General features: G+C 62.5%; 16 protein-coding genes. 3 read left to right on the top strand and 13 right to left on the bottom strand.

What is annotated here, in order from left to right; genetic code table 11:
* Window positions 1-8 precede the first annotated feature (8 nt).
* Together O0881_RS26460 and O0881_RS26455 are read right to left on the bottom strand one after the other, a co-directional pair.
* Window positions 9-632: a cytochrome C oxidase subunit I gene (locus tag O0881_RS26460; RefSeq protein ID WP_289913636.1), complete on the bottom strand. Its 624-nt coding sequence runs from the start codon at window positions 630-632 to the stop codon at window positions 9-11.
* On the bottom strand, window positions 613-1,371 hold the full coding sequence (locus tag O0881_RS26455) for an SURF1 family protein (protein ID WP_289913635.1): 759 nt from the start codon (window positions 1,369-1,371) through the stop codon (window positions 613-615). Before O0881_RS26455 ends, O0881_RS26460 begins: the two co-directional genes overlap by 20 nt.
* A gap of 36 nt (window positions 1,372-1,407) precedes the next feature.
* Here O0881_RS26455 and O0881_RS26450 point away from each other — a divergent pair, with 36 nt between their 5' ends.
* Window positions 1,408-1,608, top strand: coding sequence for a twin transmembrane helix small protein (locus O0881_RS26450; RefSeq protein WP_034748996.1), 201 nt, complete (start codon window positions 1,408-1,410; stop codon window positions 1,606-1,608).
* Between the two features lie 123 nt (window positions 1,609-1,731).
* On the opposite strand, the gene O0881_RS26445 is transcribed toward O0881_RS26450, so the two are convergent.
* From O0881_RS26445 to O0881_RS26415, 7 genes are all read right to left on the bottom strand, one after another.
* Entirely contained in the window at window positions 1,732-2,592 is an 861-nt protein-coding gene (locus O0881_RS26445) for a cytochrome c oxidase subunit 3 (RefSeq protein WP_099665459.1), read from the bottom strand.
* A 40-nt stretch (window positions 2,593-2,632) separates the two neighbouring features.
* Window positions 2,633-2,839, bottom strand: coding sequence for a DUF2970 domain-containing protein (locus tag O0881_RS26440; protein WP_077399736.1), 207 nt, complete (start codon window positions 2,837-2,839; stop codon window positions 2,633-2,635).
* Window positions 2,840-2,848: 9 nt separating this feature from the next.
* The gene (locus O0881_RS26435) at window positions 2,849-3,421 is read right to left on the bottom strand and encodes a cytochrome c oxidase assembly protein (RefSeq protein ID WP_099409817.1); all 573 of its coding nucleotides are present in this window, start codon (window positions 3,419-3,421) and stop codon (window positions 2,849-2,851) included.
* Window positions 3,418-3,537, bottom strand: coding sequence for a cytochrome oxidase small assembly protein (locus O0881_RS26430; protein ID WP_218965284.1), 120 nt, complete (start codon window positions 3,535-3,537; stop codon window positions 3,418-3,420). Before O0881_RS26430 ends, O0881_RS26435 begins: the two co-directional genes overlap by 4 nt.
* A 68-nt stretch (window positions 3,538-3,605) precedes the next feature.
* Window positions 3,606-5,204, bottom strand: coding sequence for a cytochrome c oxidase subunit I (gene ctaD, locus O0881_RS26425; RefSeq protein WP_099665460.1), 1,599 nt, complete (start codon window positions 5,202-5,204; stop codon window positions 3,606-3,608).
* A gap of 13 nt (window positions 5,205-5,217) precedes the next feature.
* Entirely contained in the window at window positions 5,218-6,426 is a 1,209-nt protein-coding gene (gene coxB / locus O0881_RS26420) for a cytochrome c oxidase subunit II (RefSeq protein ID WP_230541519.1), read from the bottom strand.
* 465 nt (window positions 6,427-6,891) lie between these two features.
* Window positions 6,892-7,815, bottom strand: coding sequence for a methyltransferase domain-containing protein (locus tag O0881_RS26415; protein ID WP_289913634.1), 924 nt, complete (start codon window positions 7,813-7,815; stop codon window positions 6,892-6,894).
* 57 nt (window positions 7,816-7,872) lie between these two features.
* On the opposite strand from O0881_RS26415, the gene O0881_RS26410 reads away from it, so the two are divergent.
* Entirely contained in the window at window positions 7,873-8,622 is a 750-nt protein-coding gene (locus tag O0881_RS26410) for a ComF family protein (RefSeq protein WP_289913633.1), read from the top strand.
* A gap of 38 nt (window positions 8,623-8,660) precedes the next feature.
* Window positions 8,661-9,131, top strand: coding sequence for a tRNA (uridine(34)/cytosine(34)/5-carboxymethylaminomethyluridine(34)-2'-O)-methyltransferase TrmL (gene trmL, locus O0881_RS26405; protein WP_289913632.1), 471 nt, complete (start codon window positions 8,661-8,663; stop codon window positions 9,129-9,131).
* 142 nt (window positions 9,132-9,273) lie between these two features.
* Here the strand turns inward: trmL and O0881_RS26400 are convergent, their stop codons facing one another.
* Genes O0881_RS26400 through O0881_RS26385 form a run of 4 tightly spaced genes read right to left on the bottom strand, consistent with a single transcriptional unit; the run spans window position 9,274 to window position 15,497 of the window.
* Window positions 9,274-10,023: a hypothetical protein gene (locus tag O0881_RS26400; protein ID WP_289913631.1), complete on the bottom strand. Its 750-nt coding sequence runs from the start codon at window positions 10,021-10,023 to the stop codon at window positions 9,274-9,276.
* A gap of 17 nt (window positions 10,024-10,040) precedes the next feature.
* Window positions 10,041-11,273, bottom strand: coding sequence for a hypothetical protein (locus tag O0881_RS26395; RefSeq protein ID WP_289913630.1), 1,233 nt, complete (start codon window positions 11,271-11,273; stop codon window positions 10,041-10,043).
* Between the two features lie 33 nt (window positions 11,274-11,306).
* The gene (locus O0881_RS26390) at window positions 11,307-15,011 is read right to left on the bottom strand and encodes a tubulin-like doman-containing protein (protein ID WP_289913629.1); all 3,705 of its coding nucleotides are present in this window, start codon (window positions 15,009-15,011) and stop codon (window positions 11,307-11,309) included.
* Window positions 15,012-15,047: 36 nt separating this feature from the next.
* Window positions 15,048-15,497 carry a hypothetical protein gene (locus O0881_RS26385; protein ID WP_289913628.1) on the bottom strand — a complete coding sequence of 150 codons (450 nt, stop codon included), beginning with the start codon at window positions 15,495-15,497 and terminating at the stop codon, window positions 15,048-15,050.
* Window positions 15,498-15,519: the final 22 nt, after the last annotated feature.

The raw sequence follows: 15,519 nt of genomic DNA, 5'->3' as shown, positions 1-15,519 counted from the left end.
CGGTCCCCTCAACCGATCGCCGAAGCTTTAAGCAGCTTGGCGATGTCTTTCTTGATCTTGTTCGGGTCCGCGTCTTTCGGGAAGCGCATCATCAGATTGCCCAGCGGATCGATCAAATACAGATGGTCGCTCGTCTTGCCGCCCGCCTCCACGGGCAACCACGCTTTCAGGGCGTCGCTATTGACGCGCAGCATGCTGGTGCCGTCGAATTCGCGCATCACGAGGGTGTCGAGCGGCTGCGCATCCGTCACCAGCCAGACCCGTTCCAGGCGTTCGCGTTCCTTGCCCTGCATGAGGCGCAGTTGTTGCATGTCAAACAATTGCTTCTTGCATGTTTCCTGGCAATCGGACGGTCCCGTTTGCAGCAGTACCCACTTGCCCTTGAACTGGGCCAGCGGCGCGGCCTTGCCGTCCAGTTCCGCCACCTGCAGCTGGGCTTCCGGTATCGGGTACAGACGGGGGTCGATCAGGGCGCCGTAATTGTTGCGGCCCGTGGGCTTGATGATGTAATACGTGAAATACGAAGCGATGATGGGAAAGGCGCATACGGCCACCACAGCCAGCAGTTTCCACCGTCCTTGTACCTGTTTATTGCTGCTGTCTTGCGTTGCGTCAGGGCTGTTTGTTTGCACGTCGAAATCCTGTAAAGACAAAAAATAGAAAAGCCATCAGTGCCAGTGCATACCACTGGAATGCATAGCCGCGGTGCTTGTCGGCGCCCAGGTCCGGCGCCGGCCAGTCGCGCACGGGAAGCTGGCTGGACGCTGGCGTCGTGGCTGCCGAATCGACTGGATCAGCTGTTTGTTCAAGGATAAAAGGTTGCAAGGCCAGGCCGCTGGCTTGCGCCAGCTGGGCGATATCGGCATTTTGCACGATGGCGTGCGGCGCCAGGGCCGGCGCCGTGCCCAGCTCCATCACATGGCCCGCATTCAGGCGCGCGATGCCGGAAATGGTGACGGTGCCCGTGGGCGTGGCGTAGTCGGGGATGCGCGTGCGCTCGGCATTGTTGCGCGGCAACCAGCCCTGCGCCACCAGCACGTGCATGGGGGAACCGTCGATCTGGAACGGCGTGAGCACGTGAAAGCCCGCTTGCCCCTTGTAGGGGCGGTTGTCCAGGTACACCGTCCAGGCGGGAAGAAAATGGCCCGTGACGGTAACCCTGCGGTATTCGATCGCTTGCGCGTCGGCCGGCAACAGGGGCGCGGCCGTCAAGGACAGCGGCGCGGCCACATTGCCCGCTTCCAGGCGGGCGGCGCGGGCGACTTTCTCATCGCCACGGCGCTGCTGCCATTGCGCCAGGGATACGCCCAGCGCCACCAGTAGCAGCATTACAACAAATGGAATCCATCTAAAATGGAAGCGGATACGCATTACAATGAAACCTCCTCAAGCCAGGCGCTACCATCCATGAAAATCCTCGTTGCCATTGCCTTCATCCTGATCCTGGGCAGCCTGGGCTCGGCCCTGTTCTTCCTCATGCGCGACAAGGGCAAGAGCAACCGCACCGTGCAGGCGCTGGCCCTGCGCGTGGGCTTGTCGATCACCCTGTTTTTGCTGATCCTGCTGGCGCACAAGCTGGGCTACATCCAGCCCACTGGAATTCATTAACACCCGACATTGCCTGATTGGCAAATTCTTCATACTAAGAAAAAAGCCGTACCCGGGATGTCCCGATACGGCTTTTTTTATGGTGCCGGCGCGCCTAACAACCACGCGCGCCCTGCCCCGCCATTATAACCAATACACGACCACGTACAGGCCCAGCCAGACGACGTCGACAAAGTGCCAGTACCAGGCGGCGCCTTCGAAGCCGAAGTGGTGCTCGGGCGTGAAGTGGCCTTTCAGCACGCGGTACAGGATGACGGACAGCATGATGGCGCCCAGGGTCACGTGGAAGCCGTGGAAGCCCGTCAGCATGAAGAAGGTGGCGCCGTAGATGCCCGACGTCAATTTCAAGTTCAGTTCGCTGTAAGCGTGGATGTATTCATACACCTGGAAGCCCATGAAGATGGCGCCCAGCACGATGGTGGCAAACAGGAACAGTGCCGTCATGGCGCGGTGGCCGGCGCGCAAGGCGTGGTGCGAGATGGTCAGCGTGACGCCCGACGTCAGCAGCAAGGCCGTGTTGATGGTCGGAATCCAGAACGGCGTCATGGTGGTGAATTCCTGCACCGTGCCGGCCGGGCCCGTATTGCCCCAGTGGGCAGCGAAGTCGGGCCAGATCACCTTGTGGTCGAGGTCGGCCAGCCACGGCATGGAAATGCTGCGCGCATAGAACAGGGCGCCGAAGAAGGCGGCGAAGAACATGACTTCCGAAAAGATGAACCAGCTCATGCTCCAGCGGAAGGAGTGATCGATGCGCTCGCTGTACAGGCCCTGCTCCGATTCGCTGATGGCGTCGCCGAACCAGAAATACAGCACCAGCAGGATGCCGGCGATGCCCAGGTAATTCACGTACGGCCCCCAGGAGACGTCGTTGACCCAGGCCGAGGCGCCGATCATGGTCAGCAGCAGGCTGGCGCCGCCCAGCATGGGCCAGCGCGACGGGCCGGGCACGAAATAATAGGGTACGGCGGCGTGGTTGGAACTCATCATCATCTCCTCAAAAACTTATAGGGTGGTTTTTTATAATTTATAAAACGACGAATTTAACAATTGAAATCAAGATGCCGATCAGGCAAGCCACCACCAGGAAACCGGCGATGACGATGTGCACGGGATTGAGCTTGGCCGAATCCGTGTCGAAATCGCTCTTGCGGCGCAGACCCGTGAATGACCACACGACGGCCCGCAGCGAATACAGGAACGACGCTTTTTCCGGTTTGGCGGATTCGCCCATGACACTCTCCTATTGGACGGCCGGCGTCTGAGCCTGGCTCAGACCGGCAATCTCGAAAAACGTGTACGACAGGGTGATGGTCTTGACCTCTTTCGGCAGGGCCGGATCGAGGAAGAACACCACCGGCATCTGCCGCGCTTCCTTCGGTTTCAAGGTCTGCTGCTTGAAGCAGAAGCACTCGACCTTCTTGAAATGCGGCGTGGCGCTCTGCGGCGCGTAACTGGGGATGGCTTGCGCATTGACGACGCGGTTTTGCGTGTTGACCACTTCATACATGACGGTCACCAGTTCGCCCGGATGCACTTGCATGCTCGACACGGTCGGGCGGAAGCGCCATGGCCCCTGCGCATTGCCATCGAACTCGACGGTGATGCTGCGCGTCGTGTCGACTTGCGTATTGTTGTCGTACGCCACCGTGCCATCTTTTTGCGTCAGCACGTTGATGCCCATCACTTCGCAAATCTGCTTGTAGACGGGAATCAGGGCATAGCCGAAGCCAAACATCAGCACGGCAATGACGAGCAGCTTGCCCAGCATCTTGCGGTTCAGGCCGCGTGTTTCCTGTTGGTGGGGCGTCGTCACGACAGCCACAGCCGCTTGGCGAAGACGGACAGGAAGAAGAAGGCCGCCAGGGCCCCCAGTATCAGTCCCGTACGCAGGTTGTTCGGTTTCTTGCGCTCAGTTTTCACTTCGGTCATGGCAGGCACTCTATTCAAAGGGGCCGGCAGCGGCGCCGGCCCGTGACACTGGCATTACTTGCGGATGACTACTTGACGGTAGGCGGCGTTTCAAACGTGTGGAAAGGCGCCGGGCTCGGCACGGTCCATTCCAGGCCTTCCGCGCCTTCCCATGGTTTCGCCGGTGCAGCCTTGCCGCCGCGGATGGTCGGCAAGACAACGAAGAACAGGAAGTACACCTGCATCAGGCCGAAACCGAAGCCGCCGATCGAGGCGATCATATTAAAATCGGTGAACTGCGCCGGATAGTCGGCGTAGCGGCGCGGCATGCCGGCCAGGCCCAGGAAGTGCATCGGGAAGAAGGTCACGTTGAACGTGATCAGCGACAGCCAGAAGTGGATCTTGCCACGCGTCTCGTTGTACATGTGGCCCGTCCATTTCGGCGACCAGTAGTAGAAGCCGGCGAACAGGGCAAACAGCGAACCGGCCACCAGCACGTAGTGGAAATGCGCCACCACATAATAGGTATCCTGCAGCTGGATGTCGATCGGCGTCACGGCCAGGATCAGGCCCGTGAAGCCGCCCATGGTAAACACGAAGATGAAGCCCACCGAGAACAGCATCGGCGTCTCGAACGTCATCGAACCCTTCCACATCGTGGCGATCCAGTTGAACACTTTCACGCCCGTCGGCACGGCGATCAGCATGGTCGCGTACATGAAGAACAGCTGGCTCGTCACCGGCATGCCGGTAGTAAACATGTGGTGCGCCCAGACGATGAAGGACAGGATGGCGATGGAAGCCGTGGCGTACACCATCGAGGCATAGCCGAACAGGGGTTTGCGGGCAAACGCGGGCAGGATCTGCGAGACGATGCCGAAAGCCGGCAGAATCATGATGTAGACCTCAGGGTGGCCGAAGAACCAGAAGATGTGCTGGTACATGACGGGATCGCCGCCGCCTGCCGCGTTAAAGAAGGACGTGCCGAAATGGCGGTCCGTCAGGGTCATGGTAATGGCGCCAGCCAGCACCGGCATGACGGCGATCAACAGATACGCGGTAATCAGCCAGGTCCAGCAGAACATCGGCATTTTCATCAGGGTCATGCCAGGGGCGCGCATGTTCAGGATGGTGACGATGATGTTGATCGAACCCATGATGGACGAGGCGCCCATCAGATGCATGGCAAAAATGGCCATGTCCATGCCAGGGCCCATCTGCGTCGACAGCGGCGCATACAGGGTCCAGCCGGCGGCGGTGGCGCCGCCCGGCACGAGGAAGGACGTGGCCAGCAGCAGCGCGGCCGGCGGCAGCAGCCAGAACGAGAAGTTGTTCATGCGGGCAAACGCCATGTCGGATGCGCCCACTTGCAGCGGGATCATCCAGTTGGCGTAGCCGACGAAGGCCGGCATGATGGCGCCAAACACCATCACCAGGCCGTGCATGGTGGTCAGTTGATTAAAAAATTCTGGGTGGAAAAATTGCAAGCCTGGGTGAAACAGTTCCGTACGGATCATCAGGGCCAGTACGCCGCCCGACAGCAGCATGATGAACGAAAACCACAGGTACAAAGTACCGATATCCTTGTGGTTGGTGGCAAACAGCCAGCGGCGGTAGCCGGTCGGGTGATCGTGGGCATGGTCGTGATCGGCGTGGTCCAAGGTACTCGTGCTCGTGCTAGTACTCATCTGCGGCTCCTAATTACTTGCGTGCAGCCACGACTTCGGCTGGTTGAACGATGTTCTCTGCGGCCTTGTTCGACCAGCTATTGCGCGTGTAAGTGATCACTGCGGCAATTTCCGTGTCGGACAGCTGTTTCCATGCTGGCATTTCAGCGGGATACTTGCCGCTCTTTTGCCCGTTCAGCAAGACGTGGATCTGATCCGCTTTCGGACCGTTCACCACGGCCGAGCCATCCAGCGGCGCAAACGCACCGGGCACGCCCTTGCCTGTCGCCTGGTGGCAGACCACGCAGTTGGCCGCATACACTTTCTCGCCCTTGACCTTCAATTCGTCGATGGTCCACACCTTGCTTGGATCATCAGCCAATGCGGCCATTTCCTTTTGTTTTACATCAACCCAGGCCTTGTAATCATCTGCCGAGACGACCTTGACGACGATGGGCATGAACGCGTGTTCCTTGCCGCACAGTTCGGCGCAATTGCCGCGGAAGGTGCCGATATGGTCGGCCTTGAACCAGGTGTCGCGCACGAAACCGGGAATCGCATCTTGCTTGACGCCAAAGGCGGGCACGGACCAGGCGTGGATGACGTCGTTGGCCGTCAGCACCACGCGGATCTTCTTGTTGACCGGCACGACGACTTCATTGTCGACTTCGATCAGGTAGTTTTCGCCCCGTTTTTCCGTCGGCGGCGCGCCCGGCGCACCCACTTGCGAACGCGGCGTAGCCAGGTTGGAGAGGAAGGAAATGCCTTCGCCCTCGCCTTTCAGGTAGTCATAGCCCCATTTCCACTGCATGCCGGTGGCCTTGATGGTGATGTCGGCGTTCGACGTGTCCTTCATGCCGACGACGGTGCGCGTGGCAGGCAGGGCCATGCCGATGACGATCAGGAAAGGCACGACGGTCCAGGCGATCTCGACGGTGGTGCTTTCGTGGAAAGTGGCCGGTTTGTGGCCCAGGGACTTGCGGTGCTTGAAGATGGAATAAAACATGACGCCGAACACGGCCACGAAGATCACCAGGCAGATGATCATCATCAGGGTGTGCAAATCGTAGATTTCATGGGCGATCTGTGTCGCCGGCGGTTGCAGATTCATTTCGAACGGCACGGGACCGCCGGTGCCGGGATAGGTGCTGGCAGCCGGTGCCGCCGTGGCCCATCGCCCGATGCCAAACGCTGTCAAAGACAGCCCGAGCAGCAACGATTGAAGTCGCTTTGCATGTGTCATGTTTTCCCCAACCACCCAAAAATAATGATATTTTAAACGGCTGCGGACTTCTCCGTACTGGACCGCTGCCGCTCCTCCATGAAAGCAACACGGCCGGAATGCGGCCATGTGCGTCAAGCACCAGCGAATTCCATGCTGGCTGCGGCAGCAAAAACGGCGGCGCGCAACCATGCTGGAACCCTGTTTTTCTTCCCCACACTGAAATGGCCTCGTGTGGAAGATGGTTACTATACTAATGCAGTAACTTCGAATTAGTCTTGCTTTGTTTTTTTTATTTTGTATGCAGCCCTTGTTTTTTCTACTTAACAAGCTGACAAACAATCAACGATTATAATCAAGTAAACTTGAATCCATCAAGCAATAATCGGCTTTGTGCGCGCCCTTCTCCCGGCCGCCGCGCGCTTTGCAACGGTTGCTGCAACATCCATGCGCGGATGGCGACCAAGTGTCGGTTTCTTTATGCTTTTATTTAGGCTTGCGCGGTAAATCAAAGCGGATGATGGCTTCGCCATTGCGCGTCACGCGCGGTGCGGGACGGAAGGCGTGGCCATAGATCACCTCGAAACTCAGGCCCAGCTTGCCATCGGGACGGCGCCTCTTTTCCAGCGCGTCCAGCATGCGCTGCCAGGCCGCCTTGCCCATCAGGCCGCGCCGGCGCGTGGTCAGCGGGTTGCCGCCGAAGGCGCGCACGTCCGCCAGCATTTTTTCCGCCGTGTCGTAGGTGACGGTGATGATTTCCATGTCCAGCACGGGCGTGGAAAAGCCCGTCTCGACGAGCATGTCGCCAAAGTCGTGCATGTCGACGAAGGTCAAGGCGTGCGGGTACAAGTCCGCTTCGGCGAAGGCGTCGCGCACTTCGCGGAAGGTGTCGGGGCCGAAACAGGAAAACATCAGCAAGCCGTCGAGGCGCAGCGCGCGCCGCCATTCGGCAAACACGCGGTCGGGCTGGGCATGCCAGTGCAGCGCCAGATTGGACCACACGAGGTCGATGCTGCCCTGCGCCAGCGGCAGATCGCCCAGGTCGCCGCACAATAAATCCACGCCCGCCTTGGCCGGCAAGAGTTTGCTGAGGAACTGGTTCAGGCTGGCCAGTTTCGACGCGGGCGCGCGCGCCGCCTGCATCATCGCTTGCGCTGCATCGAGACCGATAATCTGCGCTGCGGGATAATCCTTTTGCAACTGCGCCAAATCCGCGCCGGGACCGCAGCCCGCGTCGAGCACACGGTGCGGCGTGATTTTCACCAGCTCTAGGCGCTCGTGCATGCGTGCCGACACTTCGCGGCGCAGGAAGTCCGACGGCGCGACGCGCGCCGGACGGGAAAAGAAATCGCGTACTTGCACCGCATCGATGGGCGCACTCATTTTGGGCGGACTGGTGGGAACTGGCATGTTGAATCGGGTGAGGTGAGATAATGTCGGCAGTGTACATGGAACGACGCCATCGCGATGCGGACCGCCACCCGGCACCGCCTTGACGCCGCCTGGCAGGCGCTGCGACTGTGGCTGGGCGCCACGGTGCTGCCGGCGCAATGCGCGCTGTGCGGCATGGGCTGCCCGGAAGTGCTGTGTTCGCCCTGCCGCGCCCAATATCTGACGCAAGGACGCCCCCGCTGCCGTCAGTGCGCCAATCCGCTCGACGATGCGGCGCTGCTGTGCGGACGCTGCGTGCGCCAGCGGCCCGCGTATGACGCCACCGTCACGGCGTTTGATTATGCGGCGCCCGTCGACCAGTTGCTGCTGCAGCTGAAATTCGGCGCGCGCCTGGCGCTGGCGCCCCTGTTGGCAGAACTGCTGTATGTTGCCATTCAGCAACAACAAGCGTGGGAAGCACCACAGCTGGTGTGTCCCGTGCCGCTGGGCCCGGCCCGGCTGGCCGAACGGGGTTTTAACCAGGCGCTGGAAGTTGCCCGTCCGCTGGCGCGCCTGCTGGACGTGCCTTTACAGCCGCGCCTGGCGCTGCGCGTGCGCGAAACCCAGGCGCAAAGCGGCGTGGCGCCGCAGGAACGGCAAGCCAACCTGGCGCACGCGTTTGCCATCGCGCCCGAACATGGGGCCTTGTTACAAGGATGCCATGTGGGCATCGTCGACGACGTGATGAGCAGCGGCCATACCGTCCACGCGCTGGCCACCGCCTGCAAAAGCGCAGGGGCGGCCAGGGTCAGCATCCTGGTCGTGGCGCGAACGCCGCCGCACTAGAACCGCATCAGATTCGCTATATATATGAGGAGAGCATTTTGTTTCACGTTGTTTTGGTAGAACCTGAAATCCCGCCCAATACGGGCAACGTCATCCGCCTGTGCGCGAACACGGGCGCGCAGCTGCACCTGGTCGAACCGCTGGGCTTTCCGCTCGACGATTCCAAGATGAAGCGCGCCGGCCTCGATTACCACGATTACGCCAACATGAAGGTGCACAAGAACTGGGCAGCGTTCCTGGCCGACACCCAGCCCGACCCGGCCCGCATGTTCGCCATGACGACGCGCGGCTCGCGTCCGTTCGGCGACGTGGCCTTCCTGCCCGGCGACGTGTTTGTGTTCGGCTCGGAAACAAAAGGCCTGGACCCGGCCTTGCGCGACGGCTTTCCTGCCGAACAGCGTATCCGCCTGCCGATGCGCCCCGATAACCGCAGCTTGAATCTGTCAAACACGGTGGCAGTCGTCGTGTATGAAGCGTGGCGCCAGCACGGATACCAGGGGGGCGCGTAGCTGACACCTCACCCAGTCTACTGCGCGGCGCGCTTTGCGGCCGGCGATGCTCGCGCTACTAAAGTAGCGCTGCGCTTCTCGGCCACAAATCATCGCCGCTCGCTACGACTGGATGAGATGTTGAGACTCCTGCAATCTTCCTTTACCGCTGCGCCAATTGCTGCGCTACGTCGCTATTGTCGTCCAGCATCACCAGCTGCGTGCGCAAGTCGCGCGTGGCGGCCAGCTTGCCGTTCACGTACAAATTCGTCTTGACGCCGTACACGCCTTGCGACACGCCGGCCGGCAAGGTCAGCTCGAACGAGTTTTCAAAGCGCCCGCCCGACTTGTTGCTGCTGGCCAAGGCTTTCGAACCGGACTTGAAAGGCTGGCCTTGCGGATCGAGCACCACCAGTTCTTCGCGCACGTCGTTGACGCTTTGCGCGCTGCCGTTGACCAGTTCCACCACGGAATTGACCTTGAACGGCTGGCCGCGCTTGACGGTCGACGCGCTCAGCTGCGGCGTGTACGACACCACTTGCGGCTCGCGCGGCAGCGCGCCGCGCGTGCGGATGTAGTCGCGGTCCGCTTGCGCCGCCGTCTTGGTCTGGCGCGAATTGACATTGATGGCCAGGCAACCGGCCGCCGCCAGGCCGCCGCCGATGGCGGCCCCCTTCAGCGCGCCATTCTTGCCGCCCGCCAGCGCACCCAGCAATGCACCCACGGCCGCGCCCGCAGCGGCCGTCGCGCCCACGCTGCACGGGTCCTCATCCGTGGCCGCCTGGGCGCCACCTTGCGGATAGGAACTGTCCTGCCGCACGCCGTTCGGGCTCATCGGCGCCGTGGCGCAGCCGGCCAGCATGGCCGCGATGGTCAGCGCAGCGGCCGTCCGCAAGGTGGTGTGATTCAGCATGGTGACTCTCCAGATGACTAATTGATCGTTGTTTCCGTCTGCAACACTTGCCGTTCGCGCTCGCGGATGCGGCGCGACAGATTGTCGATGCGCGCATTGCCCGGATCGACGCGGCGCGCGCTTTCCAGATACGTCTTGGCCGCATCGAACTTACCTTCCAGCAAAGAACGCTCGGCATCGCGCAAGAACGCTTGCGCCATCTCGCTGCGCATGGCCGCGCCGCTGTCGACGGGCGCCGTTTCCTGCGGGCGGCGTTCGGCCACCGCTGATCGTTCGACCGCGCGCGCGGGCGCCGGTTCCGTGGGCACGACGCGGGCCGGTGCCGTTTCCACCGGCGCCGGGACCGGTGCAGCGACGGACGCGGGCGCCGATAGCGCCTGCACCTCGGCCCTCAACTGCGGCAATTCCGCCGCTTCGCGGTCGATGGCTTCCAGCCTGGCGATGCCATTGCCGGCCGCCGTCGCATCCTTGCCGTCCAGCGCCTGGCGCACGCCCACCAGCACGGACGCGGCAGCCGCTTGCTGGCGCGCCAGCTGCTTGCGCAGGGAATCCACGCTGGCAGCGCCCGCGCAATCGGCGTCGAGCGCGGCGATGCCCCTGGCCGCGCTTTGCAATTGATGGCCATCAATATGGCGTTCGATGGCGCGCACGCCCCGCTGGCAACTGCCCGATGCGGCGCCGGCCTTGCCGATCGCCGCCTGCAAATCGTCCGCCTTGGCGCTGGACTTGCCCGTGCACACATTCTTCGCCGTCGCCAGCTTTTGCCGGGCGCCGTCCAGGCTGCCATTTGCCACCAGCTTCAAGCCGCTGTCGATGGCGTCGTTGCAAGCCGATTCATTCTTGCCGCCCGGCTTGCCATTCATGTAGACGATGACGGCCGCCAACACAGCGGCGGCGCCCAGCCAGCGCAGCCACTTGCGCGGCGGTGGCGGCGGCACCGGTGTTGCCGGGGCAGGCGCCGGTGGAAGCACAGGCGCGGGCACGGGCTTCGGCGCCGCTTGCGGCGGCACCGGTTTCGGTGGCGGTACTGGCGCCGGCTTCGGCGGCGCTTTCGGCGCAGGCGCAGGCGTCACCGGCACGGGCGGCGGCTTGGGCGCAGGTGGCGGCGCTACCGGCGCAGGCGCAGGGACGGGCAGCGGCGGCGGCACGGCCGCGGCTGGCTTGGCAGCGCCCGCCATGGCGTGACCGCAGTACGGGCAATGGCTGACAACGGTCCACAGGCCCGTCTTGCATTTGTTGCAGATATCCAAAACTAATCCTTCATTCCAACGTCATTCCAGCGTTCACAAGGGCGGCGGCATCAACGGTGGCGGCGCGCCGAGGAACAAGGGCGCCAGTTCGGGGAACTGGGCCAGGTCGGCCCAGGCCGGCAAACCGGCGCGCCACACCTTGGTCGTGGCTGGCACGACCTGTCCCGCCTGCACGTACTGCACGATCTGCTGGGCCGTGAATGGTCCCTGCTGCTGGCCGTTGATGCCCAGGAAGTACTGGTATTCCACCAGCGGCGGCGGCATGCCGCCCAGTGGTGGCGGCGCCATGCCGAACGCGGCCGCGGCCGCCGCCGGCGCAGCCGCCGCGCCGGCCGGACGCAGCAATTGCTCCAGGCGCCCCGCTTCCAGCATTTCAGGCTTGATCGCATACTTCAGGCGTGGCTGGCCGTCCGCTTCCGGTTCGCGCACTTCCCAGTCGTAGGCGTCGCTATCGGAATCGCCGATGACGTTCGCCCACTCCTTCAGGCGGCCCAGCAAGGCTTGCACCGTGCGGTCGAGCTCGTCGCTGGCCATGCCCTTGCGGCGCGCCGACTCGCGCAGGCGCGTGCCCACTTCGGCGGAAATGGCGCTGCCAAAGCCGATGTAGGGCAGCTGCGAGCCATCGGCCTGCGCCACCAGCTTGGGCGCATACACGCCCCGCTCGTAGTATTTTGCCAGCGCCGCCATGGCCGCCGTCTGCACGGCGTCAAGCGCCGTCAATTTTTCTTCGATGCGCAGGGCGATATTTTTCTCGTACGAAGCGGGCATGCCGTTCTGGCGGATGGCCCGTTCGTTGCCGATGCGGCGCAAGTCGCCCGGCTCGACGGCAAACTGGTACTGGCCCGGCGGCACGACGCGGCCCGTGTGGCGCGTCAGCACGCCCAGCATGATCGCTTGCAGGAATTCGCCGAAGTCTTCCGCCAGGCGCTTCATCTCGTCCGTGTTCGGCGCGATCGGGTGCGTGAATTGCGTTGGATCAATATGCGTGTGGGTCGGCGCCTTGTCGTTGTCGCCTTCCTTGCGGTAGCTGGTGCGCCAGCCTTCCAGGCCGCGCAGCACCGTCATCGGCACGCCTGCCAGTTCGCAATAGCAGACGGCGCGCCCGCGGATGCCCGTTTCGACGATTTCCAGCTGGCTCACCGTGATGCCCACCTGGGTCGGCACGCACGATTCGAGCTCGGCGCCGAACTTCGCCTTGAAGGCGGCCGCATTGGCCACGCCGATCACGCACTTGAACTGGTCCGACACGACCGTGAAGTCGCCCGCCATGTTGGCGTCGATCCACGGCATGGAGCAGGCCAGCAGCTTGCGGAAGCGGTCCAGGCGTTCGGACACATCCATCTGTTCCAGCGCTTCGAACAACGGGTCGGGCGTGCTCGTCGCGCCTTCCGCCAGGCCGGCAGTAGCGATCATGTTTTCCGCCATGCGCGTGACCTTGGCCAGGATCAAGGCCCGTTGCGCCGGTTCGCCCAACATGGGGAACAGCGCTTTCGAGCCGCCCATGTCCTTGAACGCTTCATCGGCCCACTGGCGCAAGGTGGCCGCCGACGGCAGCGCGATGTCTTTTTCCGTGACGGGAATGACGATCAGGGTCGCGTGTTCCTTGTCCAGGTCCTTTTGCAGGATGGTATTGGCCGTTTTCAACTCCGTCAGCATGGCCAGCACGCCTTCGCGGCCCGATTGCAGCTCGCCCACCAGGCCATTCCACTGGGCGCGGCCTTGCGCATCGACGCCGACCCGGTTGCCCAGCCAGCGCGACAGCTCGCCCAGCAGGAGGACAGACTCGTCCGCCGCCTTGGCGCGCAGATGGAATTTCAGCGCATTCGCCATTTCCGTGCGCAAATGGTCCATCACCACGCCCGCCTGCTTTTCGCCATTGCTGAGGAAACCGAAGGTGCTGCGCGTCTGTTCCAGGTTGTTCAACAGGCGCTCGTATTCGCGCGAGCGCACGGCTTCCTTGATTTCACGGTAGCGCTCGGCATTGTTGCCGATTTGCGCCGTCAAGCCGCTGCCCGGCGCCTCGATGCGGTCCTTGATCTGTTCCACCAGCGACAGCACGTATTCCAGGCCGCCGAATTCTTTATTATCAAGATAGCCATACAGCTGGTCGCGCACGACTTTCTTGACGTCTTCCAGCACTTCGCGGCGCCGCTTGCTGATGCGGTCTTCCGTCGTGTCGGCCGTGGAATCCTGGTCGCGCACGGCGTCGCGTTCCAAATGCTTCATGGCGTCGCGCACCTGCGCCGGCCATTCGCTGCGGTCGAAACCCGTGCGGATATCGTTGATGCGCGTGTTGACGCGGTTTTCCACGCCGGCCAGCAAGTGGCCGTGGCGGTCTTCCAGCAATTCGTCGACGACACGGAAATCGATGAAGTCGCCGCTGGAGCGCTTCAGTTCGATGCTCTTGTCGGAAAACTCGGGGAAATCGCTGAACGGCGTGCCCTTCAGGAACATATTGGCGGCGAGGAAATTGTCGCGTTGCGTATCCGTGGCCCGGTTGGCGCCCGCATCCGTGCCGCCCACGCCAAAGAACGCTTGCAGCATGGCGCCGGCCCAGCGGTGGGCCCGCTCGTCGCGCGCCGCTTCCTGGCGCGTATCGAGCACGGCCATGCCGAACGAGGAAAAGCGTTTCGAGAAATACAGGCGCATGTCGCCGAAACGGTCTTGCGGCACGGGCGCGTTGTACAGCGAATTCTTGTGCTGCGCCTGGTTGACGGCGATCGAACGCTTGGCGCGCGCGAAGTCGGCCGAGGCGAAATCCTCGAACAGCGAATCGGCCACCATGTGGTAGACGTCGCTGACATCCTTGGTGTGCTGCTGGGCAAGATTGCCCGAATCGATCAGGTAAACCTCGCTGTACGGTTCGCGCGTCAGTTCCGGGCGGTCATACGCATCCCAGCGGCCCACATAGCCCTTGTTGCCCATCATCGCCGATTCCAGCTCCATCAGCGCCGCGTAGCCGTTGGCTTCGACCCGGTCCTTGTTGGCCTTGGTGTAGCCGGTCGGCAAGAACAGCATCAGCTCGACGTCGGCCGCGCCCACTTCGCTGCGCGCCAGCCAGCGCGCCAGCAAGCCCATGTCCAGGAAGGAGCCGGAACCCGTGCCGCCCGCAACGGAGCCGACGATGACGATGCGGAAACGGTTCGTTTCCATGCGCAAACCCAGTTCGGCCAGCTGACGCTCGTGCGACAGGCCCGCCTTCAGGGCTTTCAGTTTCAAACGGATCTTGTCGCGGATCTTCGCGTACTTGTCGAAGAAATACAGGCGCGACACGGCGCGGATCTGGCCGGCGCCGCTGCTCATGTCGAAGCGCAATTCGCGGATGCGCTGCGGCGTCAAAGGCAGCCATTCCTTGATGTGCGGATATTTCTCCAGAGAATCTTCATCACGGCTGTACTTGTCCATGTCGAACGATTCGACCACCTTGTCGTCATCCGTGAACTTCACCTGGTCGAACTGCAAGTCCTTCGCCTGCGACTCGCCGCTTTCGATCACGGCGCCATTGTCGAGGTCGAAATGGATGAATTGCGCGATGGGAAAGTCGGCCAAGCCCTCGATGCGCGTGCGGTTGCCCGCGCCGCCCCACAGGGTGTTGAGGATGCGCCGGCGCACGCGCATCAGCACTTGCATGCCCGTGCCGCCGATGCCGATGAACAGGGTCGGGCGCAGTTCGATGATCTTATCCTGCTTGCGCTCGCTGGCGCCGCCGGTGATGGTTTGGTTCAGGTTCTCTGCCATGGTGATTCCTTCGATGATGCGTGCAACGGCGTGTTCTTAGCGGCGGCTGGAAGTAAAGGTCAACAACAGTGCAACGAGGCCCACCAGCACCAGCGGTCCCATGAACAGTGGCGCAAGGAATTTATGCGCATTCACGGCAGCCAGCACGACGCCCGTCGCCAGGCTGGCCAGGAAGATGAACAGCCACCAGCCCGAGGCATTGGCCTTGTTCGGCGGCACGCGCTTGGCCACCAGGCCATTCGCATAGGCATTCTTGGCAAAGAAAAAGGCGATGAACAGCAGCAACAGCACCACGCCGCCGACCAGGGTGTCGCGCGACGAGGTATCGGTCGTGCCGGCAGCATCAAACGCGGGCGCAGCTTCGGTCGTTGCGGTGGCGGCGCTGGCCGCGGTGGCAGCGTCCGCGGCGGGCGGCGCCGACGCCGGGGCCGTTACCGGGGCCGGCAAGGTGAAACCTGCATTGTCTTTCGGAGTGTCTTGCGCCATGGTATGCCTCTATTGAATGGAA

This window comes from Janthinobacterium sp. SUN100, assembly GCF_030397705.1.
Lineage (GTDB): Bacteria > Pseudomonadota > Gammaproteobacteria > Burkholderiales > Burkholderiaceae_D > Janthinobacterium > Janthinobacterium kumbetense.
Note: the sequence above shows the minus strand (reverse complement) of the source record. Positions and strands in the feature narration are given on the sequence as shown.

What these genes read in the sequence shown, in the direction of transcription:
- coxB (WP_230541519.1), bottom strand. Translation starts at nt 6,426, where the DNA reads ATGACACATGCAAAGCGACTTCAATCGTTGCTGCTCGGGCTGTCTTTG.
- O0881_RS26450 (WP_034748996.1), top strand. Translation starts at nt 1,408, where the DNA reads ATGAAAATCCTCGTTGCCATTGCCTTCATCCTGATCCTGGGCAGCCTG.
- O0881_RS26410 (WP_289913633.1), top strand. Translation starts at nt 7,873, where the DNA reads ATGCGGACCGCCACCCGGCACCGCCTTGACGCCGCCTGGCAGGCGCTG.
- O0881_RS26430 (WP_218965284.1), bottom strand. Translation starts at nt 3,537, where the DNA reads ATGACCGAAGTGAAAACTGAGCGCAAGAAACCGAACAACCTGCGTACG.
- O0881_RS26390 (WP_289913629.1), bottom strand. Translation starts at nt 15,011, where the DNA reads ATGGCAGAGAACCTGAACCAAACCATCACCGGCGGCGCCAGCGAGCGC.
- O0881_RS26415 (WP_289913634.1), bottom strand. Translation starts at nt 7,815, where the DNA reads ATGCCAGTTCCCACCAGTCCGCCCAAAATGAGTGCGCCCATCGATGCG.
- O0881_RS26385 (WP_289913628.1), bottom strand. Translation starts at nt 15,497, where the DNA reads ATGGCGCAAGACACTCCGAAAGACAATGCAGGTTTCACCTTGCCGGCC.
- O0881_RS26445 (WP_099665459.1), bottom strand. Translation starts at nt 2,592, where the DNA reads ATGAGTTCCAACCACGCCGCCGTACCCTATTATTTCGTGCCCGGCCCG.
- O0881_RS26400 (WP_289913631.1), bottom strand. Translation starts at nt 10,023, where the DNA reads ATGCTGAATCACACCACCTTGCGGACGGCCGCTGCGCTGACCATCGCG.
- ctaD (WP_099665460.1), bottom strand. Translation starts at nt 5,204, where the DNA reads ATGAGTACTAGCACGAGCACGAGTACCTTGGACCACGCCGATCACGAC.
- O0881_RS26440 (WP_077399736.1), bottom strand. Translation starts at nt 2,839, where the DNA reads ATGGGCGAATCCGCCAAACCGGAAAAAGCGTCGTTCCTGTATTCGCTG.
- O0881_RS26455 (WP_289913635.1), bottom strand. Translation starts at nt 1,371, where the DNA reads ATGCGTATCCGCTTCCATTTTAGATGGATTCCATTTGTTGTAATGCTG.